Annotated in this window: 18 protein-coding genes; 8 read left to right on the top strand and 10 right to left on the bottom strand. The window is 73.1% G+C overall.

The annotated features are described in order from the left end of the window. Nucleotides 1-134 precede the first annotated feature (134 nt). Nucleotides 135-995 (bottom strand): ATP-binding protein, encoded by an 861-nt coding sequence (locus BMW78_RS05255; protein WP_091757111.1) that lies wholly within the window; start codon nucleotides 993-995, stop codon nucleotides 135-137. A 341-nt stretch (nucleotides 996-1,336) separates the two neighbouring features. Here BMW78_RS05255 and BMW78_RS05250 point away from each other — a divergent pair, with 341 nt between their 5' ends. The 4 genes from BMW78_RS05250 (at nucleotide 1,337) to BMW78_RS05235 (ending at nucleotide 5,431) form a co-directional block, all read left to right on the top strand. Continuing rightward, entirely contained in the window at nucleotides 1,337-2,179 is an 843-nt protein-coding gene (locus BMW78_RS05250; protein WP_091757109.1) for a hypothetical protein, read from the top strand. Between the two features lie 141 nt (nucleotides 2,180-2,320). Then, on the top strand, nucleotides 2,321-2,632 hold the full coding sequence (locus BMW78_RS05245) for a metal-sensitive transcriptional regulator (RefSeq protein ID WP_177180279.1): 312 nt from the start codon (nucleotides 2,321-2,323) through the stop codon (nucleotides 2,630-2,632). A gap of 86 nt (nucleotides 2,633-2,718) precedes the next feature. Beyond that, complete coding sequence (locus tag BMW78_RS21385; RefSeq protein ID WP_091757107.1) at nucleotides 2,719-3,084, top strand: heavy-metal-associated domain-containing protein; 366 nt, start codon at nucleotides 2,719-2,721, stop codon at nucleotides 3,082-3,084. A gap of 37 nt (nucleotides 3,085-3,121) precedes the next feature. Beyond that, nucleotides 3,122-5,431: a heavy metal translocating P-type ATPase gene (locus tag BMW78_RS05235; protein WP_091757105.1), complete on the top strand. Its 2,310-nt coding sequence runs from the start codon at nucleotides 3,122-3,124 to the stop codon at nucleotides 5,429-5,431. A 78-nt stretch (nucleotides 5,432-5,509) separates the two neighbouring features. Here BMW78_RS05235 and BMW78_RS05230 read toward each other — a convergent pair whose 3' ends face one another. Further along, the gene (locus tag BMW78_RS05230) at nucleotides 5,510-5,725 is read right to left on the bottom strand and encodes a hypothetical protein (protein WP_091757103.1); all 216 of its coding nucleotides are present in this window, start codon (nucleotides 5,723-5,725) and stop codon (nucleotides 5,510-5,512) included. A gap of 194 nt (nucleotides 5,726-5,919) precedes the next feature. Here BMW78_RS05230 and BMW78_RS05225 point away from each other — a divergent pair, with 194 nt between their 5' ends. Continuing rightward, nucleotides 5,920-6,507: a hypothetical protein gene (locus BMW78_RS05225; protein WP_245735671.1), complete on the top strand. Its 588-nt coding sequence runs from the start codon at nucleotides 5,920-5,922 to the stop codon at nucleotides 6,505-6,507. After that, on the top strand, nucleotides 6,486-8,093 hold the full coding sequence (locus BMW78_RS05220) for an FAD-dependent monooxygenase (RefSeq protein WP_245735670.1): 1,608 nt from the start codon (nucleotides 6,486-6,488) through the stop codon (nucleotides 8,091-8,093). The genes BMW78_RS05225 and BMW78_RS05220 overlap by 22 nt, the downstream gene beginning before the upstream one ends. Here BMW78_RS05220 and BMW78_RS05215 read toward each other — a convergent pair. Genes BMW78_RS05215 through BMW78_RS05200 form a run of 4 tightly spaced genes read right to left on the bottom strand, consistent with a single transcriptional unit; the run spans nucleotide 8,071 to nucleotide 13,121 of the window. Next, nucleotides 8,071-9,090 carry a magnesium transporter CorA family protein gene (locus BMW78_RS05215; RefSeq protein WP_091757099.1) on the bottom strand — a complete coding sequence of 340 codons (1,020 nt, stop codon included), beginning with the start codon at nucleotides 9,088-9,090 and terminating at the stop codon, nucleotides 8,071-8,073. The genes BMW78_RS05220 and BMW78_RS05215 overlap by 23 nt on opposite strands. Beyond that, nucleotides 9,087-9,710, bottom strand: coding sequence for an ATP/GTP-binding protein (locus tag BMW78_RS05210; RefSeq protein WP_218144236.1), 624 nt, complete (start codon nucleotides 9,708-9,710; stop codon nucleotides 9,087-9,089). The genes BMW78_RS05215 and BMW78_RS05210 overlap by 4 nt, the downstream gene beginning before the upstream one ends. 5 nt (nucleotides 9,711-9,715) lie before the next feature. After that, nucleotides 9,716-11,533: a GAF domain-containing SpoIIE family protein phosphatase gene (locus BMW78_RS05205; RefSeq protein ID WP_177180278.1), complete on the bottom strand. Its 1,818-nt coding sequence runs from the start codon at nucleotides 11,531-11,533 to the stop codon at nucleotides 9,716-9,718. 58 nt (nucleotides 11,534-11,591) lie between these two features. Continuing rightward, nucleotides 11,592-13,121 (bottom strand): bifunctional glycosyltransferase/class I SAM-dependent methyltransferase, encoded by a 1,530-nt coding sequence (locus BMW78_RS05200; protein WP_245735669.1) that lies wholly within the window; start codon nucleotides 13,119-13,121, stop codon nucleotides 11,592-11,594. Between the two features lie 69 nt (nucleotides 13,122-13,190). On the opposite strand from BMW78_RS05200, the gene BMW78_RS05195 reads away from it, so the two are divergent. Further along, entirely contained in the window at nucleotides 13,191-15,293 is a 2,103-nt protein-coding gene (locus tag BMW78_RS05195) for an arabinofuranosyltransferase (protein WP_091757093.1), read from the top strand. Nucleotides 15,294-15,297: 4 nt separating this feature from the next. On the opposite strand, the gene BMW78_RS05190 is transcribed toward BMW78_RS05195, so the two are convergent. From BMW78_RS05190 to BMW78_RS20690, 4 genes are read right to left on the bottom strand one after another with little or no spacing between them, the layout of a single operon-like run. Next, the gene (locus tag BMW78_RS05190; protein WP_218144235.1) at nucleotides 15,298-16,230 is read right to left on the bottom strand and encodes a glycoside hydrolase family 130 protein; all 933 of its coding nucleotides are present in this window, start codon (nucleotides 16,228-16,230) and stop codon (nucleotides 15,298-15,300) included. Continuing rightward, nucleotides 16,223-17,242 carry a glycosyltransferase family 4 protein gene (locus BMW78_RS05185; protein ID WP_091757090.1) on the bottom strand — a complete coding sequence of 340 codons (1,020 nt, stop codon included), beginning with the start codon at nucleotides 17,240-17,242 and terminating at the stop codon, nucleotides 16,223-16,225. The genes BMW78_RS05190 and BMW78_RS05185 overlap by 8 nt, the downstream gene beginning before the upstream one ends. Continuing rightward, nucleotides 17,239-19,542 carry a glycosyltransferase family 4 protein gene (locus BMW78_RS05180; RefSeq protein ID WP_091757088.1) on the bottom strand — a complete coding sequence of 768 codons (2,304 nt, stop codon included), beginning with the start codon at nucleotides 19,540-19,542 and terminating at the stop codon, nucleotides 17,239-17,241. The genes BMW78_RS05185 and BMW78_RS05180 overlap by 4 nt, the downstream gene beginning before the upstream one ends. A gap of 10 nt (nucleotides 19,543-19,552) precedes the next feature. Continuing rightward, nucleotides 19,553-19,729 (bottom strand): hypothetical protein, encoded by a 177-nt coding sequence (locus BMW78_RS20690; protein ID WP_177180277.1) that lies wholly within the window; start codon nucleotides 19,727-19,729, stop codon nucleotides 19,553-19,555. Nucleotides 19,730-20,151: 422 nt separating this feature from the next. Here BMW78_RS20690 and BMW78_RS05175 point away from each other — a divergent pair, with 422 nt between their 5' ends. After that, nucleotides 20,152-21,003, top strand: a complete 852-nt coding sequence (locus tag BMW78_RS05175) for an ABC transporter substrate-binding protein (RefSeq protein WP_091757086.1) — start codon at nucleotides 20,152-20,154, stop codon at nucleotides 21,001-21,003. Nucleotides 21,004-21,048 lie beyond the last annotated feature (45 nt).

The following is a 21,048-nucleotide window of genomic DNA, read 5'->3' as shown; positions in this document are numbered from 1 at the left end:
GGGGGTGACCAACGAGGCACCCGGTCCCGTGAGAAGTACCCGGACCCGTGCCCGGCGACAACCGCGCTCAGCCCTCTCGCGGTCAGGTACCACGGCTCGGGCGCCCCGCCCCACGCCCTGACCGGTGGGACCCTCTAGGGCCCCAGCACGGCCCACACGAACTTGCCGCCGTCCACCGTGGGCCAGGCCCCGGACGACCGGGCCAGCGCCTCCACGACCCGAAGCCCCCTGCCACCGGTGGCGTCAGGCGGTGCGTGACGCGTGACGGGCGGGGCCGGGCTGCGGTCTCGCACCCCCACGCGCAGTCGCCCGTCGTGGGCGGCGAGCACCACGTCGATGTCGCTGTTGGCGTGCTGGATCGCGTTCGTGACGAGCTCGCTGACGACGAGCGGCCCGGACGCCAGCTGCTGGTTGAGGCCCCAGTCGAGGCAGCAGCGGATGAGGAAGCGCCGCGCGTTGCGGGAGGCGACGGCGCCGGAACCGAGCCGCACCTGGGCGGTCGTCGGGGCGCGGCGCGTCATCACCTGGGTCCACCCGTGCAGCATGGACGAGGCGTGGACCAGGTGCTCCGCGCCGGCACGCCCCGCGAAAAGCCCTCTGGCGCACGGGTCCCGGACCGCAAGCACCACGGGGATGGCGGGCCAGGGAGCGACGTGACGACCGGTGGAGGCCAGCACTTCCAGGGCGTGCTCGCTGGTCCCGTCGAGCGGCCCGGTGAGGCTCACCACGACGCCGCGCGGGCACTCTGCGAGCGCCAGCTGGACGGCGTGGTCGACCTCGTCGGCCGTGTCGTCATAGGGCGGGTCCACCTCGATGAGCCACACGCCCCGCAGCGGGTAGGCGGCCAACCGCCCCGTGGTCCCCAGCCGCGCCGGTGCCGACCAGTTGGCGCCGGCCCACGTGCCCCGCTGCCCGTCGCCCGTCGCGGGCAGCGCGCGCCGGCGGCTGCCGGTGGTGGAACCCCCGGCGTCGCCCGAGCGTGTACGACCAGTCATCGCAGTACCTCTGCCCACTCCACCATCGGTCGGTGAGGGGCAGCCCCTCTTCCCCCCTGCGGCTGGGTCACCAGCGGTGAGCTGCTCCACGTCCACGCTACGCCGCGGGACGCCTCGCGGACTAGGCCAAGCGGACCCAGCGCCCGTTCGGGCGCGCTCCTCCAGATGTCCTAGGCAGGACCGCTCGGAGGACTCGTCCGGGTACGCCGAAAGTCCTACAGCCACAGGCTGTTTGGGGCCGACTCAACCCTCCCTACCGTCGAACTCCTGGGACCGGCGCCTCCGGTTCGACCCGCCCACGCGAACGGGCCGGAGGGCGCCACTGCCGGGAGGGGGCCGGTGTGACCGCGAAGACGCTCGTGCTGCTCGTCGTGGCGGCCGCTGCCGCTGTCACGGGAACCTCGGCGCTGGAGAACCGGCCGGACGCCCGGACCAGCCCGGCCGCCCCCGGGGCCCGCCTCGTCACCGAGACACAGGTGGGCGCCGCAGCGGCTGTGCCGGAGCTGGATCTGCTCCACCCGAGAGCTCAGCGCCCACGCGCCGTCGCGTCGCAGACGCAGGCCCTCCAGGTGCCGCGTCCCACGTCGAGGACCGGGGCAGGCGGCTCGGCGTCCCGGCCGGGCGCCTCGCCGACCACGCGAGCCCGGGCCCCGCAGCACGTGGTGAAGCAGCGCCCGGCGACGCCCACGCGTTCGACGACAGCGCGCCGACCGGCCGCGACACAGGACTCGCCCGCCACCCCGCGGGCGGCGACCCGCCCGAAGCCCTCCGGCGTGACCGGCCCGACGGGGTGGCCCGCGCTCAACGCCGCCATCGCGCGCATCCCCGGGTACCGCCCCGGGGGCATCACGTGGACCGTGAGCTCCCGCTACGGCCACTGGGGTGCCACCGACATGGCCACCGGCTGGATCTACATCTCCCCCTCCGTGAGCCCCGGCGTGCTGGACTCCGTGGTCCGCCACGAGTACGCCCACATCGTCACCGTCCGCGCCTACGCCGGCGACTGGCGGACCGCCAAGCAGGCCGCGAACGTGACCTTCGGCGGCACCGGCCGCACCGGGGTGGAGCGGGCTGCCGACTGCATGGCCAGGGCTCTCGGCGCCTCCTTCACGCAGTACACCTCCTGCGGTCGGGCGGACTGGCAGGCCGCTGCCGGCCGGTTGCTGGCCGGCCGCCGCCTCTGACGCAGGTTTCTCCCACGCCTCGAATCAACACCGACGGCTCCCTGCGCCCACGCCCCAAGCCACACCGGCGGCTCGTTGCACCCGCCCTGTGGGAATACACCCCCTAGGGGTATGGTTGTCGTGGATGGAGGGAGAAACCCCATGACGACCACGCACGACCACCAGCCCGCCGTGCCGGGCTACATCGACAACAAGGACGCGCAGCTCAAGCGCCTTCGCCGGATCGAGGGCCAGGTCCGCGGACTGCAGCGGATGGTCGAGTCCGACACCTACTGCATCGACATCCTGACCCAGGTCTCGGCTGCGACGAAGGCCCTCGAGGCCGTCGCGCTCGGGTTGCTCGACGACCACCTGAAGCACTGCATGGTCCACGCCGCCCACGACCCCTCCGTCGACCTCGACGCCAAGGTCGGCGAGGCGTCGGCCGCGATCGCCCGGCTCGTGCGGTCCTGAGCCGATCGGTCCCGAGCCCACAGGCGCAGCACCCACCGCGGCACAGACCGCAGCACCCACCGAGGCAGTCCCCGAAGGAGAAACGCATGGACCACGGCAGAAGCACACTTCCCCTCGCCGACAACGGCGGCGGCTGCGCCTGCTGCTCCACCCCGACCACGACGACCAGCACGACCGGCACGACCGGCGCCACCGCCGGCACCCACTCCCCCACCCAGGAGGCACCAGTGAGCACCCAGAGCACCCAGACCTTCTCCGTCACCGGCATGACCTGCGGCCACTGCGTCAGCGCCGTCACCTCCGAGCTGCAGGAGATCCCGGGCGTGACCGACGTCGCGGTCGACCTCGTGGCCGGTGGCACCTCGACGGTGACCGTGAACAGCGAGCAGCCCGTCGAGGAGTCGGCCGTCGTGGCTGCGCTCGACGAGGCGGGCGACTACCAGCTCGCCTGAGCAGACCGTGCCCCCGGAGGGGCAGGAAGGACGCACGATGACCACGCCCGTGGAGCACCTGGGCAACACCCGCAGCCTGGACCTCGAGATCGGCGGCATGACCTGTGCGTCGTGCGCGGCCCGCATCGAGAAGAAGCTCAACAAGATGCCGGGCGTCACGGCCAGCGTGAACTACGCGACCGAGAAGGCACACGTGCAGGTGAGCGAGGACGTCGCCGCCGAGGACCTCGTGGCGACCGTCGAGGCCACCGGCTACACCGCCACCCTTCCCGCCCCTCCTCCCAGCCCCGACCAACCGGGCACCGGCGTCACCGGACCTCCCGCCGACGCGGGCCAGCAGGCCAAGGACGCCGAGGCAGCCGCGTGGCGCCAGCGCCTGGTCGTGTCGGCCGTCCTCACGGTGCCGGTGCTGCTCATGGCGATGGTCCCGGCGCTGCAGTTCGACAACTGGCAGTGGGTCTCGCTGACCCTCGCCTCCCCCGTCGTCGTGTGGGGTGCCCTGCCGTTCCACCGCGCGGCCTGGACCAACCTGCGGCACGGGGCCGCCACCATGGACACGCTGATCTCGGTCGGCGTGGGCGCGGCATACCTGTGGTCGCTCTGGGCCCTGCTGTTCACCGACGCCGGCACGACCGGCATGCGGATGCCGTTCGAGCTGCTGCCCAGCCGCTCCGAGGGTGCCGCCAACATCTACCTCGAGGTCGCCGCGGCCGTGACCACCTTCATCGTGGCCGGCCGATACTTCGAGGCCCGCGCCAAGCGCACCTCCGGTGCCGCCCTCCGCGCGCTGCTCGACATGGGCGCCAAGGACGTCGCCGTGCTGCGGGACGGCCCCGCCGGACCCGTGGAGTCTCGCGTGGCGATCGGGCAGCTGCAGGTCGGCGACCAGTTCGTGGTGCGTCCCGGCGAGAAGGTCGCCACCGACGGCACCGTCGTCTCCGGCACGTCGGCGGTCGACGCGTCCATGCTGACCGGTGAGTCCGTGCCGGTCGAGGTCGGCCCCGGCGACGCGGTGGTCGGTGCCACCGTCAACGCGGGGGGCCGCCTCGTGGTGAGGGCGACCCGGGTCGGTGCCGACACCCAGCTGGCCCAGATGGCTCGGCTCGTCGAGGAGGCCCAGAGCGGCAAGGCCGAGGTGCAGCGCCTCGCCGACCGGGTGTCGGCGGTCTTCGTGCCGATCGTCATCGGGCTCGCGCTCGCCACGCTCGCCGCGTGGCTGCTGACCGGGCACGCCCCGACCGCCGCGTTCACCGCCGCGGTGGCGGTGCTGATCATCGCCTGCCCCTGCGCGCTCGGGCTGGCCACGCCGACGGCCCTGCTGGTCGGAACCGGCCGCGGCGCCCAGCTCGGCATACTCATCAAGGGCCCGCAGGTCCTGGAGTCGACCCGCCGCGTCGACACGGTGGTGCTCGACAAGACGGGCACCGTGACGACGGGCCACATGGGCGTGCTGGGTGTCCACCCCGCGCCCGGCGAGTCACTGTCAGAGGTGCTGGCCGTCGGCGGTTCGCTGGAGAACGCCTCGGAGCACCCCATCGGCCGCGCGATCGCGCAGCACGCCGCAGCGTCGGGTGCCACGCTCGCCGACGTCGACGGCTTCACCGCCCACGGGGGCAGTGGCGTCTCCGGCGTCGTGGGCGGCCACGCCGCGATGGCCGGCCGCCGTCGCTGGCTGGCCGAGCAGTGGTCGCTCACCGCACCGGCCGCGCTCGTGGCCGTCGCCGACGACGCCGAGGCGCTCGGACAGACACCGGTCTGGGTCGGCTGGGACGGCGCCGTCCGCGCCGTGGTGGTCGTCGCCGACACCGTCAAGGACTCCTCCGCGGCGGCCATCGCCGAGCTCCGCTCGCTCGGGCTCCGGCCCGTGCTGCTGACCGGCGACAACGCCCGGGCCGCACGGGCGGTCGCCGCCCAGGTGGGCATCGGCCCCGACGACGTCATCGCGGAGGTGCTGCCCGCCGACAAGGTCGACGCGGTCAAGCGCCTGCAGGACGAGGGGGCCACCGTCGCCATGGTCGGCGACGGCGTCAACGACGCCGCTGCGCTCGCGCAGGCCGACCTCGGCCTGGCCATGGGCACCGGCACCGACGTCGCCATCGAGGCCTCCGACCTGACGCTCGTCAGCGGTGACCTGAGGGCGGCCCCGGACGCCATCCGCCTCGCCCGCGCGACGCTGCGCACCATCAAGGGCAACCTGTTCTGGGCCTTCGCCTACAACGTGGCCGCCCTGCCGCTGGCCGCCCTCGGCCTGTTGAACCCGCTCATCGCCGGTGCGGCCATGGCGTTCAGCTCGGTGTTCGTCGTCAGCAACAGCCTCCGGCTGCGCAGGTTCGACCCCAGCCGCTGACGAACCAGCCGACGCAGAGGGGCCCTGGCAACCGCGGTCGCCAGGGCGCCTCCTCCGGGAGAGCGGCCTGCCGGGACGTCAGCCTGCGCTGCCCTCAGTGCCTGCTGTCGCCCCGGTGGGGTGGGGCCGACCCTCACCGGCGGAGACCGGCCGGACGCCGAGCACGCTGTCGACCTGCGCCTGGCTCAGCGTTCCGGACGCCTCGCTGGCGACGTCGATGACGTCGGCCAGCAGCTCGATCTCCGACCCCAGGTCGGAGTCCGTGAGCTCGGGGTCCAGCGGCATGGTCACCATGCCCGCTCAACGCCCGGGCGCCGTCCCCGTTACGGCTGGCCACGCCCACGCCTGCGTGACACCCCCCTTTTCATCCGAACGGCTGATGGGCGGGTACGCGGTTCGGATGGGTCGGCTGCGCCGCCCTGCCGTGTGCCGCCGGGCCGGGACCTTCCTCCCTGTCACCAGCCCTGCCCACGCCGCACGGTGGAGAGGTGACCACGAGCGCCCAGCCCCTGCCGACGCTCCCGCCGCTACCCAGGCCGGTGGCGTGGCGCGCCGTGGCCCGGTGCGTGCTGACGACGGTCGGCATGCTCCGCCGGCGAGAGATCCACCAGCCGGAGGACAACGTCGGTCGGGTGCTGCCGTTCGCGGACGGCACCACCGGGCGCGTCTACCGCGAGACCGTGGTGGACGCCGATCCCGCAGACCCCTGTCTGCTGGTCGTCTCCTTCCGGCTCCGGCTGGTCCGCGGCCGCGCGCACCCGGTCTTCCGGATCGAGAGCCTGCTCAACACGCCCCTGTTCGTCGGGTTCCCGGGCTTCGTCTCCAAGCTGTGGCTCGCCCACGACGAGCACGACCTCTACCGGGGCGTGTACGAGTGGGACGGAGCCTCGTTGGCGCAGAGCTACGCCCGATCGCTCTGGCGCGTGCTGGAGCTGGTCTCCCAGCCGGGGTCGATCGACTACCGGGTGCTGCCGGGGCTGCGGCGTGACGCCGTGCTGGCCGAGCCTGGCCTGCTCGACACCTACGCCCCGACGGACCCCGCGGGAGGCTCGTGGTGGCGGCTCGTGGCGGCCTGACGCCCGACGTCGACGTGCTCGTGGTCGGTGCCGGCCCGGCCGGGCTGGCGACCGCCCTGCAGGCCAGCGCGCACGGTGCCACCGTGCGTGTGGTCGAGCGGCGCACCGAGCCGTTCCGGCCGTCCCGCGCCATGATCGTGCACCCCCGCACCCTCGAGGGGCTGCGGCCCCTGGGGGTGGCCGAGCGCGTCCTCGCGCGCGGGGACCGTGCCCCGCGGGCCGAGCTGCACCTCGGGTCGCGCACCGTCTCGGCCCAGCTCAGCGAGGTGGCCCTGGCGGACACGGCGTACCCGCACCTGACGATGGTGCGCCAGATGGCTGTCGAGAACGCCCTCCTCGACGCCCTGCGCGAACGCGGGGTGGAGGTCGAGTGGGGCACCGAGCTGGTGGACGCCGGGGTGCTGGACGGTGGGGCGCTGGGCAGGGGGGCTCGGGCGGTCCTGCGCGACGCCCGCGGGGGCGTCAGCGAGACCACCTGCCGGTTCGTCGCCGGGTGTGACGGCCAGGCGAGCACCGTGCGGTCCCTCATGGGCACCGGCTGGCACGGTGGCACCTACTGCGAGGAGGTCGTGCTGGCCGACGTCGAGCTCGACGGCGGCCTCGCGCCCGGGGTGCTGCACGTCGCCGCGGGGCGACGTGGCCTCGTGTTCGTCTTCGCCCTCGGCGAGGGCGCCACGTGGCGGGTGCTGGCCACGCGACCGACGGGCGCCGGGGACCTGCCGTTCGGGCAGCCCGGCCCGTCAGTGCCGGCCGAGGAGGTGCAGGAGCTGCTCGACGGAGGCGGGCTCCCGGCCCGGGTGGCATCGCTGCGCTGGTCGGCCGTCGTCCGCCTGCAGCACCGGCTCGCACGGTCCTTCCGCCAGGGCCCCTTCTTCCTCGTCGGGGACGCCGCCCACACCCACTCGCCCGCGGCGGCGCAGGGCATGAACACCGGCATCCTCGACGCGCTCAACCTCGGGTGGAAGCTGGCCTTCGCCGCCCGAGCGGCCGGCGACAGCCGGTGGCCGGCGTCGCTCGGGCCGCTGCTCGACTCGTATGCCGCCGAGCGCCGCCCCGTGGCCCGCGAGGTGCTGGCGCTGACGCACCTCGTCTTCTTCGCGGAGGCCTCCACCCATCCGTTGCCTTCCCTGCTGCGCAGCACCCTCGTCCCCCTCGCTGCCCCCGCCCTGCCGCTGGTGCTGCGCCAACGGCTGCCCATGGCGGCGGTGGTGCGGCTGCTGTCGCAGCAGTGGGTCCGCTACCCGCGCAGCCCCCTCTCCCTCGACGCCGGTCGAGGGCACCGGGGACCTCGCCCGGGCGACCGCCTGCCCGACTCCGACGTCGTCTGCGGCAGCGAGCGCACCCGCGTGCACCGGCTGCTCGCCTCACCGGGCGTCCACGTCCTGCTCGAGCGGGACGCCCCGCCACCGCCGGTCGCCGCGGCACATCCCTGGGTGTCCGTCCACCGGGTGGACAGCTGGATGGGCGACGGGCTGCTGGCCGTCCGACCCGACGGCCACGTCGGCCTGCGCACCCCCGATGTCGCCGACGGTGCGCTGGCACGGTGGCTCGACCTCGTCGGGGTCAGATCCAGCCCCGCCGCCTGAACAGCACGTAGAGGCTGACGGCGAGCGTGGTGATGACCACGACGCTGGCCATGAACCCGGAGGTCTTGCCGATGCCCGGGTAGGCCACGTTCATGCCGAACCAGCCGGTGACCGCCGTCGGCACGGCGATGATGGCCGCCCACCCGGTGAGCTTCTTCATGACCACGTTCAGACGGGTGTCCTGGAGGGCGAGGTTGGTCTCGAAGACCGTCGTCACCATGTCGCGCAGCGACTCGGTCCACTCCGAGGCCCGCAGGACGTGGTCGTAGAGGTCGGTGTACCAGCCGCCGAGGTCTCCCTGGTCGCCCCCGAGGTCCGCCTGGTGGCGCATCAGGGTGTTGACGACCTCGCGCATCGGCAGCACGACCCGCCGCAGCTGGACCAGCTCCTTGCGCAGCCGGTAGGTGCGCTCCTGCAGCTGCCGGCCCCCGCCGGTGTCGTCGAACAGCGAGTCCTCGAGCGACTCGATCGCGTCGTCCATGGCCTGGATGGTGTCGAAGTGCCCGTCGACGACGACGTCGAGCAGGCCGTGCAGCAGGGCACCCGCCCCCTGCTTCACCAGGTCCGGGTGGTCGGCCCAGCGAGCCAGGACCTCGTCCATGTCGAAGCGGTCGTCCGGCCGCACCGTGACCACCCCGCCGGGCAGCGCGAACACCGAGAGGCGGTGCAGCTCCAGCCGCGACTCCAGCGCCCCGCGCTGGTCGTCGTCCCCGACCAGGCGCGTGCCGTATGCCGTGACGAAGGTGTGCGTGCCGTGCCAGGTGGCCTTGGGTCGCTCCCCCGACGTGACGGCGTCCTCCACGGCGTGCGGGTCGAGCAGCAGCTCGTCGGCGAGCGTGTCCAGACCGGCGGCGCTGGGGCCGCACAGGTCGACCCACACCAGGCAGCCCTCGTCGCGCAGGTGCTCGGAGAGGTTCTCGAGCGGGAACCCGTCGACCACCTCACCCGACGGCCGCCACAGCCTCGTGCGGACCGTGCTGGCCGGGTCGGCGGTCACCGGTCGAGCTCCGGGCCGTGCGAACAGCACGCCGGCAGCTCGTCGTGCAGCAGCGCGATGGCTCGAACGGCCTTGTCGATGAAGCGGGTTGACGACTCGACCACGTGCCTTCGCGGGTGGTCGGACCAGGCCTGCAGGATCCGCTCGTCGATCTCGGCCGCGGCGGCTGCGGTCTCGGTGCGCAGCGGGTTGCGGTGGTTGTACTCCCCCGCCGGTGGCGTGCGGAGGTGGATCACCGCGTCATAGCGGGCGAGCTCCTCGCGCGGGTCGGTGTGCAGGGCGGCCCAGAAGCCGTCGGGTTCCCCCGGCCAGTAGGCGACGCCGTCGACGGTGCCTCGGTCGCACAGCACGATGGCCGGCCGGTGCGCGTCGCCGACCGCCTCGAGCTCGCGCTGGACGTGGAAGATCGCTCGTTGCGACGCCTTGCGGCAGGTCGGGTCGTCCTCGCGGGGGAAGCCTCCGCCGAAGACGACCCCGGCCGACTCGGGGAGGATGTGGACGTGCTGGCAGACGGCGTGGCGCACCAGCTCGAGCAGGGCCGTCTTCCCGGCGCCCGGGCCACCGGTCAGCACGACCCGGCGGGGGGTGTGCTCACTGGTGCAGGAGCAGGGCACGGTCACGGCCGTCACCCGGTGCGTCGCACCGCGACGGCCGCGACGTCGTCGTCGTGCAGCTCGAGTCGCAGCTGGGTCACGAGGTGGTCGAGGGCCGTGTCCAGGGAGGAGCCGGCCATGGCGGGCATCGCCTCGTGCACCCTCTTCATTCCCTGCTCGATGTCCTCGTCCCGCCGCTCGATGAGCCCGTCCGTGAACGCGACGAGGGTGTCGCCGGTCCGGAAGGACATGCGCGACAGGCCACGGCGGCGACGCCCCACCCCGAGAGGGGCGCCGTCGGCCCAGGGCAGCTGCTCGGTGCTCAGGTCGCTGCGCAGGAGCACCGCCGGCGGGTGGCCGGCGTTGGCGACCATGAGCTCGTCGTGGCGCGGGTTGAGCACCAAGTAGAGGAGCGTGACGAGCTGCTCGGACGGGTAGCGAGCCAGCATGATGTCGAGGCTGCGCAGCACCGCCTCCGGAGAGGGGTCCACCGCGGCATACGCCCGCACCGCCGCCCGCATCTGGGCCATCGCGGCGGCGGCGTGCACACCGCGCCCCATGACGTCGCCGACGAAGACGGCGATCCGTCCACCACCCAAAGGGATCGCGTCGTAGAAGTCGCCCCCGACCTCGGTGCGGCCCGACGGGCTGTAGTGGCTGGCCAGCTCCCACCCCGGCAGCGCCGGCAGCGCCTCGGGCAGCACGGCCCGCTGGAGCTCGACCGCCGCAGCCAGCGTCTGGCTGTGCAGCTCGGCGTTGTCGATGGCCACGGCCGCCCGGCGCGCGAGGTCCTCGGCGAAGGCGACGTCATCCGACCCGAAGTGGCGCCCGGACTCGGCGTACACCCACGTGATGACGCCGAAGACCTTGCCGCGCGCGGCCAGGGGCACGGTGAGGGCGCTGCAGAGCTGGAGCTCGCGGGCGATCCGGACCTGCTCCTCGTCCGTCGCCACCGCCTCGAGCATCTCCGGGGTGATCTCGGCGATGAGCAGGGGGTTGCCGCTGCGGACCACCTCCCATGGGCCGACCGGCGAGTCCGGGTCGGGCGGGTAGGCGTCCTGCAGGGTCCGGGCGAGCTCGACCTTGGCGGGGTCGACGTGGGCGACCGCCACGCGGTGCAGGCGCGTGCCGTTGACGAGGTCGATGGCGCACCAGTCGGCGAACCGCGGCACCGCCAGCCGGGCCACCCGAGCCAGCGTCGTCTCGTAGTCGAGGCTGCTCGCGAGCTCCCCGGCCGCGTCGGCGAGGAACGCGAGCTTGGCCGTCTGGTTGGCCGCCTCCTCGAGGGCGTTGATGCGCTCGAGGGCCTGCGCACAGGTGTCGGCGACGATCTCGAGGAACTCGAGCTCCGCCGACGTCAGCCGCCGGTCGCCGGGGAAGGACAGGCCGATCGCACCCATCGTGTGGTCGGCGCTGCGCAGCGGGAGACCGACGACGGACTGATCCCCCTCGAGGGTCGTCCTGAGCTCGGGGAAATGCTCCAGCATCTCGGTGCGCCCCACGGCCGTCACGGTCTTCCCGGTGACGACCGCCCGGCTCGAGGGGGTCGCGGTTCCCACCGGGTACCGGCGCCACCGGTCAGCCTGGTGCTCCTCGAGTCCCCGGAGCCCGATGATGCGCAGGGTGTCCTCGTCGTCACGCAGGCTGAGGGTCGCGATGGGGGCGCCCACCGCGTCGGCGGCATGGGTGACGATGATCTGCTTCACGGCCTCCACCGAGTCGGCGGTGGCCAGCTCGGAGGTGACGCGCGCGAGCCGGGCCAGGGTCGACGAGGTCCCCGGTGCCGCGTCGTCGAAGGCATCGAGGAGGCGCGGCTGGCCAGGCCGGGGATCGGGCCGGTCGCCACTCACGGCCACATCATCACAGTCCTCTCCCGCCTCGGTGAGGATTTCGCGGAATCCCCGCGGCTCAGGCGGATGCGGCCGCGTGTTCCGTCGCCTCCTCCACCGAGCGGGTGAGCAGCTCCGGGGCCGCAGGGCGCTGGAGGTGCAGCACGAACTGGTAGGCGAACAGGGTCGGCCGCAGGGAGACGCTGACACGGTCGGCGCGCCGCAGGAGCCGGGTGCCGAGCGACCCGCCGTCACCGGCGAGCACGTCGAACGGCAGACCGACCTCGCTGTGGCGCCGGACCTCGAATCCGGCGTTGCGCAGCATGCGGGTCAGGCTCTTGCGGGTGAAGAACCGGTAGTGGGTCTTGTCGAGGATGCCGCGCTGGTCGTAGTCGAAGACGCCGAGCACGCTGCGGCCCCGCGGGTACCAGTGCCCGAAGTTGGGCACCGACACCACGAGGCGGCCGTCCGGCTTCAGGACCTTCTTGACCGCCTCGAGCAGGTCCTCGGGGCGCCGCAGGTGCTCGAGCACGTCGGCCGCGATGACGACGTCGAACCCGGTGCCGACCTCCGAGGGGATGCCGTCCTCGAGGTCGCCCACGACGAACTCGTCGACGCGCTCCAGGGTCTCGGGGAAGGCCTCCCGGTCGACTCCGGTGACATGGTGGCCGAGGGCACGCACCCGCTCGGAGAGCAGGCCGCTCGAGCAGCCGAGGTCGAGCACCTTCGACGGCGGCAGGTCGGCGAGGAACTCGAGGATGCGGTGGTGCGAGCTGCCCTCGCCCTCCTTGAGGTCGTACTCGGCGTCGACGCTGCCGTACTCGCCGCTGGTGAACCCCATCTTGCCGAGCCGGTACCGGACCACGTCGCGGGAGATGTCGCGGGCGTAGCCGAGGCCGTTGACGTAGCAGACCTCGTCGCCGTAGTAGGTGGGGATCGGCACCTCGACGATGCGCTTCCCCGCCTCGATGAGCTGCAGGATGATCTGGGTGTCGAAGTTGAAGCCGTCGGCGTTGCGGTCGAACGCGATCGAGCGCAGCGCCGCGGTGGAGTAGGCACGGTAGCCCGAGTGCCACTCGCTGAGCTCGGCGCCCGCGACGGCGTTCTCGAACCGCGTCAGGACCTTGTTGCCGACGTACTTGTACAGCGGCATACCACCCCGGCGCGCAGCGCCCTCGGTCATCATGCGCGAGCCGAAGACGGCGTCGGCCTCGCCCCGCACCAACGGCGCCACGATGTCCCCGAGGCACTCGGGGGCGTACTGCCCGTCGCCGTGCAGCAGCACCACGATGTCGAGGTCGTGCTCGATGGCGAGCCGGTAGCCGGCCTTCTGGTTGCCGCCGTAGCCGAGGTTCTTCTCGTGGCGGATCACCGTGATCGGCAGATCGGGGGCCGTCTGCTGGTAGCCGAGCGCCACGAGGTGCGTGGCGTCGCGGCTGGCGTCGTCGCAGATGATGATCTCGGCGACCCGGTTGCGGAAGTCCTGCGGGATGCGGTCGAGCACGCTGGCCAGCGTGGTGACGGCGTTGTACGCCACCACCAGGATGCCGATGCGCGGCTCTCGGGGGGTGTCCGACACGGGCGTCTCGTTCCTCTGGGTGGACGTCACCACGGCAGCATAGACAGGAGAGCCCTCCGACACCCGGCATGGACAGGCTGCTTCGGTAGCCTCCGGGGCATGACACAGGCGCGGCAGCAGCCGACGGGCGATGTGCAGGGCACCTCTCCCGACGACCACGAGGCCGAGCAGCAGGCGCGGACACCGGAGCCGCAGGCACGGACCCCGCAGCCTGAGGCGCGGACGACGGAGCGGGAGGCGCAGCCGTCGTCCGCCTCGGCCGCCGACGCCCCTCCCCGGCGCCGGACCTGGGCCGGCTTCACGGTCGACGGCGCGGCCGCGCTGGTGACCTGGCTGGTGGCGACGCCGCTGGCCGTGCTGCTCGCGTGGTGGGCCGACCTCGACCCGTTCACCGTGGCCGGCGTCGTCATGCCCGTGGGGGTCGGGGCGCTCGCGGGCGGCATCCTGCTCGCCGTGGCGCTGCGGCGGTGCACCGACGTCCTGATGGGGATCGCCATGGGCGTCTACGCCGCGTGGATCGCCTTGACCATGGCCACCACGCTCCACGGCACGCCGTACGGCTACGGCATGCTGGCCGGGGACGCCGGGCGCTTCGTGGCGCAGGCCAACAAGTACATGTACACGTCGGCGTCCGCGGACTCCTTCGTCAAGGGCCTGCCCAGCGAGTACCCGCCGCTCTACCCGTGGATCGTCGGGCACGTGGCGCGGCTGGTCGACAAGCCGGCCTGGCAGCTGTTCGGCGAGATGCAGATCGTGGTCATGTCGCTGGCCGTCGTCCTGGCCTACGTGTTCTGGCGACGCCTCGTGGCGGCGCCGGTCGCCTTCGCCCTGGTCGGCCTCGCCCCACTCGTCTTCCGCGAGCCCAGCAAGGACTACGAGTTCGTGGCGCTGCTCGTCTACGCGCCGTGGGTCATCATGACCTTCGCCGGGCTGCCACGCCGGAGAGGCGGGCTGCACTGGCTGCCGGCCGGCATCATCGGTGGCCTGCTGGTGCTGACCTACCAGGCGTGGCTGATGTTCTCGGCCCTCGGCCTGCTCGCCCTGATCGTGCTGACCCTGCGCGTCGTGCCGTCCAAGGGCCGGTACCTGCTGCACCTGGTCGGCGTCGCGGTGACGGCGTTCGTCGTGTCGTCGTGGTACGTCATCCCCCTCGTGTCGACCATGGTCACCGGCGGGCAGAACCGGCTCAGCGACTTCTGGATGTCGGGATCGATCGTCGACCGCCCGGTGGTGTTCCCGTTCCTGCAGCCCACGGTGGTCGGGCTCATCACCCTCGTCGGGCTGCTGGGCATGGTCTGGTACCGCCGCACCACCTTCTGGGCGCAGCCGCTCCTGCTGATCGTCGCCGGCTGCTACGCCTACCGGGTCCTCTTCCTGCTGCGCACCGCCTATGACAACCACACCGGGTACCTGCAGTACACCGAGACGCTGATCGGCATGGTGCTCCTGACGGCCGGCGTGCTGACGACCGTGGAGGCCGGCCCCGGTCTCTGGCGGCGCCTGCGCGCGACGACGACGGCGCCGGCCGGGGCAGCTGCCCCGCCGGTCGGACCATCGGTGGCACCCGCCGGTCCCTGGTCAGCAGGACGCGTGCGCGGGCCCGAGCGGGCCGTCCTCGTCACCGCCGTCGCGGCGCTCGTGGCGTATGCCGGGATGCAGGGCTGGGTGGACTGGGTGCCGGGGCCGCGCGGGATCCGTGACTCGGTCAAGGCGGCCGGTGGCGTGACGCGGGGCACCGACGCGCACGCTGAGCCGCTGCCCGACGGCAGCTACCCCCGGTTCGCGCCGCCGGCGCAGTACCTGCACGGCTGGATGCCGGTCGAGCCCATCGAGAAGGCCGTCGAGAAGCGGCTGGGCAGGGACGCCCGGCCGGTGGTGCTCTCCTACGACCAGAGGCTGTTCGCCTTCCTACCCTGGTACGGCTACACCGCGACGGACCGGGTGTCCGCCAACAGCCTGCTGCGGTGGGACGACCGCTACGCCGAGCTGCAGAAGCTCTCCCGGGTCACGGACCCGGCGCAGTTCGCCAAGGCGTCGCAGGCCACCGCCTTCGGGCCCATCGACGTGTTCGTGCTCAAGCGCGCCTCCGGAAACCGCTACCGGTGGAAGGACGTGTTCTTCCCGGCGAAGGCGTTCGACCCCGCGGTCTTCGACGTCCAGCGCGTCCCGTCCAACGCCGTGGTGGTCGTCCGCAGGCCCTGAGCACTCACGGGCCGGTCATCACGAAGTCCAGCACGTCGCGCAGGGACGCGTGCGCCATCGCGATGCAGGTGTCGGCCGCGCCGTAGTAGAGCCGCAGCTCGTCGGTCGCCGGGTCGTGCACCCACCCGCAGGGGAACACGACGCCGGGCACGTCCCCGCTGAGCTCGTAGGGCGCCTGCGGTCCCAGCACCCACTCGGGTGAGCGCCTCACGACCCGCACCGGGTCCTCGAGGTCGAGCAGGGCGAGGCCCACCCGGTACAGCTGCCCGGCGACCGTCTGGCGGACCCCGTGGTAGGCGACCAGCCAGCCCTCCGGCGTCTCGAGCGGCGGCGGCCCGACCCCCACCCCTTCGCAGTCCCACATGCCGGGGCGGGTGCTGAAGACCCGTTCCGGTGCGAGCCAGCTGCGCAGGTCCGCCGAGCGTGACAGCCACACGTCCGCGCGTCCGCCGAGGACGGTGCGCGGCCGGTGGAGGAGCACGAAGTGCTCGCCCACCCGGCGAGGGAGCAGAGCTGCGTTCTTGTCCTCGGGCGGGCACACGACCCCCAGTCGCGTGACCGACCGGAAGTCCTTCGTCAGCGCCAGCGCCACGGCGGGCCCCGCCGGTCCGTATGCCGTGTAGGCGACCGCCCACGCGTCGAGCTCGTCGAGGCGCACCACCCGGGGGTCCTCGACCCCCCAGGCCTCCGCGGGCGCGTCCGGCGAGGGCGACAGCAGCGGCTCGTGGTCGACCCTCCAGCCGGAGAGCCCGTCGGGCGAGCGGGCCACCGTCAGGTGGCTGCGGCCCTCGCGGTCCTCGACCCGGCACAGCAGCAGCGTGTCGCCGTCGACGCGCACCGCTGCGGGGTTCATCACCGCGTTGGCCCGGTAGGGCCAGTCGTTCGGCGTGAGCACCGGGTTGACCGTGGCCCGGTGGAAGAGGTCGCCGTCAGCCATGACGACCCCGGCGAGCCAGCACCGCGGCATACACCCGCAGGTAGTCGTCGACCATCCGCGCGGAGTCGAACCGCCGCACGGCCACCTCCCGGCAGCGGGCGCGGTCGAGCAGCACGGCGCGCTCGACGGCCGCCACCGCCTCGTCGAGCCCCTCGACGAGCAGGCCGGTCACGCCCTCGTCGACGACCTCCGGCATCGACCCCCTCCGGTAGGCGACCACCGGCGTGCCGCAGACCATGGCCTCGACCACCGAGAGGCCGAACGGCTCGTCGAACGCGATGGGGTGGAGCAGCGCCGCTGCCGCGCCCAGGACACGAGCGCGCTCCTGTGGGCCCACCGAGCCGAGGTGGATGACGTCGTGGCCGTCGATGTGCGGCGCGACCTCCTCCTCGAAGTACTGCTGGTCCTGCACGATCCCGCACAGCACGAGGGGGCGACCCGCCTTGCGGGCGATGGCGATGGCCTCGGCGGTGCCCTTGTCGGGGTGGATCCGCCCGAACGAGACCAGGGCGTCACCCCCCTGTCGGTCGAACGGGAGCCCGGCGACGTCCACGCCGTGGTGCACCGTCGCGACGTAGTCGAGGTCGGGCGCCCGGTCGGCGTCGGAGATGGACACGTATGCCGCCCGCGCCGCGCGGTAGGCGGGCAGGATCGCCGGGTTGGAGAACCCGTGGACGGTGCTGACCAGCGGTGCGTCCACGTGCTGCCAGAAGCACAGCGGCAGCCAGTCGAGGTGGCTGTGCACCAGGTCGAACTCCGCCGAGCGGGCCAGGGCGTGCGAGACGTGCAGGGCCTCCCAGACGCGGCCGTCGAGGTCGGGGTGCTCGGCGTACCCGTGCGGCAGCACCGCGTCGAGCTCGGCCGTCGTGCGCGAGTCGCCGGTGGCGAACAGCGTGACGTCGACCCCGCGCCCCACCAGCCCGTCAGCCAGCAGACCCGTCACCTGCTCCCAGGGCCCGTAGTGCTCCGGGGGGGTGCGCCACGCGACCGGCCCGAGCAGGGCGACCCTCATGCGGTCGCGCTCTGCCTGCGCGGGTTTCGAACCCGCCCGAGGGCCAGGCTTGCCTGCAGGTACGCCAGGGTCGACTCAGCCCCCTCGTTGGCGTTGAGCCCGTTGGCACCGAGGCCGTCGTGGCAGCCGCCCGACTCCTCGTCCACGACCGGCAGGCCGAGCCGGTTGCGGCCGTGGAACCACCCGAGCGCCCAGCGGGCGCGGGTGAGGTGGTCATCGTCGCCGGTCACGAGGTACGCCTCGACGAACGCCTCCACCAGCGCCGCCGCGTCCAACGGCTGCTCGTCACCCTCGTCGCGCTGGCCGCTGCCCAGCCGCGCTCGGCTCGACGGCTGCTCCCCCGCCGGGCGCCGCCGCCACTCGTTGCCGACCAGGCGCAGGGGCCCCGTCCCGAGGCCGCACTGCGCGGCATACCAGTCCAGCGACTCCAGGCCGATGGCAAGGAGCACCGGGCCCCCGGTCCTGCCGGCGGTGGCGAGCAGCGCCTGGGACAGCCGCGCGTTGTCATAGGTGAGGTGGTCCTCGAACCAGCGCCACTCCCGGCTGCGGTGCCGGCGGTATGCCGCGGCGAGTGCGCCCGCCCACGTGGTCGAGAGGGCCTCGACCGCCGCGTCGCGCTGTGGCAGGCGGGCAAGCCCCAGCAATGCGAAGGCCAGCGGCCGCAGGTGCCCGGAGGGAAGCGGGGACGCCAGGACGTCCTCGAGGAGCGCCCGCGCGGTGGAGCGGCTCCACCGGTCGGGGGCCGCGGCCACCACCTCACCCAGGGCCCAGACCGCCCGGCCCACGTGGTCGCCGTGGTGGGGCCGGTCGAGCCACGAGCCGTCGACGGCGCGGAAGTTGTGCATCGCCCCCGTGGGGACGTCCCAGGCCTCGCCGAGGAAGACCAGTGACCGCCGCAGCGCCGTCCGCAGCCACGCGTCACCGGCGCCCCGGTCGACGGTGGCCGTGGCCACCATCGCGAGACGGGCCAGGTCGTCGACGCAGTACCCCGTGGAGCGGTCCGGGTTCAGCCCTTGGGCGTGCTGGACCATCCCGCCCGGCTCCACCAGGGTCTGCAGGTGTGCCAGCCGCAGGTCGTGACCGGGAACCTGGAGCTGGAGGACACCGTGACCGAGGGAGGACGGCGCGGCCACCGCGGGCGCGCCGCGCTCGCACGCACGTCCGAGCGTCTCGAGCATGCCCCGGCCCACCTCGGGCCAGGTGTGGCTGGCACCGATGGTGTGCGCCTGCTCCGCCATGGCCTGCCGCTGCTGGGGCTCGTCGAGCAGCCGGCCCACCGCGTCGGCGACGGAGCCGGGGTCGTCGAAGGGCACGAGGATCCCAGCGCCTGAGGACAGCAGGTCGGCTGCGTAGCGGTAGGGCGTCGAGACGACCGGGCAGCCGGCCGCGAGGGCGAAGGTCAGCACGCCCGACACCACCTGCTCCTCCGAGCGGTAGGGCGTCAGGAACACTTCCGTGCGCCCGAGGAGGTGCTGCACCTCGTCATCGGTGAGGAACCGGTCCACGAACAGCACGTGCCTCGACAGGTCCAGCTCGTCCACGAGCCGCTCGAGGCCTTCGCGGTACCGCTCCCCCTCCAGGCGCGCGACCTCGGGGTGCGTCCGTCCCGCGACGACGTAGAGCAGCTCCGGGTGCCGTCGCACCACCGGGGGCAGCGCGCGGATGGCCGTCTCGATGCCCTTGCCGGCGGAGAGGAGCCCGAAGGTGGACAGCACGGTGCGGCCGGGGTGGCCGTCGAGCTCCGGCAGTCCCTTTCCCACCCGCCGTGCGCCTCCGGCAGTGGCGCTCCGGAGCTGCACCGGGGCGCCGTGGTTGACCACGCTGACCCGTTCCGGCGCAGCCAGACCCGCAGCGGTGAGCATTCCGCGGGCCGTCTCGCTGAAGACGGTGACCTGCGCAGCCTGGTGGCACAGCTCGGCGAGGACGAACGACTGCAGCGCCGAGGGTCGCCCCAGCACCGTGTGGAGCGTCACCACGCTCGGCGCCTCGAGCCGGCCGACCAGGTCCAGCACCCACTGCCCGGACTCACCGCCGTAGATGCCGAACTCGTGCTCGAGGAGCACGACGTCGACACCGAGGTCGTTGAGGGCGTCCGCGGCCCGCACGTGGTCGGTCCGGGAGTGCTGGCGCAGGGTCACGGCGACCTCCGGCGCCGGGTCCTGGCCCGCACCGCTCGTGATCGCGGCCACGCAGACCTCCGTGCTGCCGTCGGCCTCGAGCAGGGCGCGCCGGAGGTCCTGGGTGAAGGTGGCGATCCCGCAGGGCCGCGGTGGATAGGTGCTGACGACGGCGACGCGCATGCTCGGTGCCCTACCCGCCGGACCCGCTCGAGGTTGCGTCGCCGTCGGGTGGTGCGGCGCCGGCGAACAGGGCGTCGCCCTCGAGCGCGGCCAACGGGTCCACGTAGCCGGGCGGCGGCGGCGGGTCGGGTGTCACGGGCGGGAAGGTGGTGCCGTCCGGGCGCAGGTGGCTGGTGGTCTCGGGCATGGTTTCTCCTTTGTCCCCTGAGACACCCCGTGCCCGGGTCTCGCGGACCTAAACCCCTTCGGGCACAGGGAAAGTCGTTGTGGCTCAAGGGCTCCAGAGAGGCGAAAGCCGCATTTGGCGGCATACCGGGCACCGCCCCACCCCCGCAGCCCCGTGGCCATCGAGCCCACATGCTGGGCCGGTCATCACCCGTCGTTATGGGTCATATAACCTTCAACCCATGCAGACCGCACGAATGTCGCCGACGTCGTCGGCCGCGCGTGGTGCCCTGACCTGCTGCTGCTGTCGCTAGCCGCGGCCTCGGCGAGCCCTCGCCGGTCCGCGGCACCTGACGCCCTTGTCTTCCCTGACGCCTCCGCGCGGTCGGTTCCGGCTGCCCGCGCGCCGTCCTGCCCGCCTGTCGTCTCCACCGAAGGACCACCATGTCGCCCTCCACCCGCACCCGCCTCCTCGCCGCTTCTGCAGCAGCCGTCGCCGCCCTCGCGCTCACCGCCTGCGGTGGTGGCTCGTCGGCCTCCCCCCAGGACAAGGAGGCCAACCCCTACGGCCTCCAGCAGCCCGGAGTGCTCCGCACCGGGACCCTGACCGACGCCCCGCCCAACGTCTACCTCAAGGACGGGCAGTACACCGGCTTCGACAACGACCTGCTGGTGGCCGTGGCCGCGAAGCTGGGGCTCAAGGTCGAGTTCGTCGGCACCGAGTTCAGCTCCCTGCTGGCCCAGGTCAAGACCGGCAAGTTCGACGTCGGCTCCTCGAGCATCAGCATCACCGACGCCCGCAAGAAGACGGTGGCCTTCACCAACAAGTACGACTTCGGCTTCCTCGGCCTCGACGTGCCGAAGGGCTCGGCCATCAAGGGCTTCGACGACCTCAAGGGCAAGCGGGTCGCCGTCGTGCAGGGCACCGTGCAGGACGACTACGCCACCACCTCGGGCCTGAACCCCGTGCGCGTGCCCGACTACAACGCGGCCCTCAACCAGCTGAAGTCGGGTACCGCCGACGCGTGGATCACCCCGGCCGAGATCGGTGAGAAGACCGCCGGCGACTCCGGCGGCAAGGTCGTCGCAGTCGCCAAGCAGCTCCAGCCCGGCGGCATGGCCTTCGCGGTCGCCCAGCGGAACGACGCGCTGCGCGAGGCGATCGACAAGGGCCTCGACGAGGTCGTCGCCGACGGCACGTGGGCTCGCCTGCAGAAGCAGTACTACCCCGGGCGCGAGGTGCCGGCCGACTTCAAGCCGGGCAGCGGCAAGGTCGCCATCGGCGCCGCCAAGTAGCAGCGGCGTAGCGGCACCACCACGAGACAGAACCACACCGAGAGG

Origin of the sequence: Pedococcus cremeus (assembly GCF_900111375.1) — a bacterium.
Taxonomy (GTDB): domain Bacteria; phylum Actinomycetota; class Actinomycetes; order Actinomycetales; family Dermatophilaceae; genus Pedococcus_A; species Pedococcus_A cremeus.
The sequence above is the reverse complement of the archived record's forward strand: the minus strand, read 5'-3'. Positions and strand labels throughout refer to the sequence as shown.

What these genes read in the sequence shown, in the direction of transcription:
- BMW78_RS05255 (WP_091757111.1), bottom strand. Translation starts at nt 995, where the DNA reads ATGACTGGTCGTACACGCTCGGGCGACGCCGGGGGTTCCACCACCGGC.
- BMW78_RS05245 (WP_177180279.1), top strand. Translation starts at nt 2,321, where the DNA reads ATGACGACCACGCACGACCACCAGCCCGCCGTGCCGGGCTACATCGAC.
- BMW78_RS21385 (WP_091757107.1), top strand. Translation starts at nt 2,719, where the DNA reads ATGGACCACGGCAGAAGCACACTTCCCCTCGCCGACAACGGCGGCGGC.
- BMW78_RS05235 (WP_091757105.1), top strand. Translation starts at nt 3,122, where the DNA reads ATGACCACGCCCGTGGAGCACCTGGGCAACACCCGCAGCCTGGACCTC.
- BMW78_RS05230 (WP_091757103.1), bottom strand. Translation starts at nt 5,725, where the DNA reads ATGGTGACCATGCCGCTGGACCCCGAGCTCACGGACTCCGACCTGGGG.
- BMW78_RS05195 (WP_091757093.1), top strand. Translation starts at nt 13,191, where the DNA reads ATGACACAGGCGCGGCAGCAGCCGACGGGCGATGTGCAGGGCACCTCT.
- BMW78_RS05190 (WP_218144235.1), bottom strand. Translation starts at nt 16,230, where the DNA reads ATGGCTGACGGCGACCTCTTCCACCGGGCCACGGTCAACCCGGTGCTC.
- BMW78_RS05185 (WP_091757090.1), bottom strand. Translation starts at nt 17,242, where the DNA reads ATGAGGGTCGCCCTGCTCGGGCCGGTCGCGTGGCGCACCCCCCCGGAG.
- BMW78_RS05180 (WP_091757088.1), bottom strand. Translation starts at nt 19,542, where the DNA reads ATGCGCGTCGCCGTCGTCAGCACCTATCCACCGCGGCCCTGCGGGATC.
- BMW78_RS20690 (WP_177180277.1), bottom strand. Translation starts at nt 19,729, where the DNA reads ATGCCCGAGACCACCAGCCACCTGCGCCCGGACGGCACCACCTTCCCG.
- BMW78_RS05175 (WP_091757086.1), top strand. Translation starts at nt 20,152, where the DNA reads ATGTCGCCCTCCACCCGCACCCGCCTCCTCGCCGCTTCTGCAGCAGCC.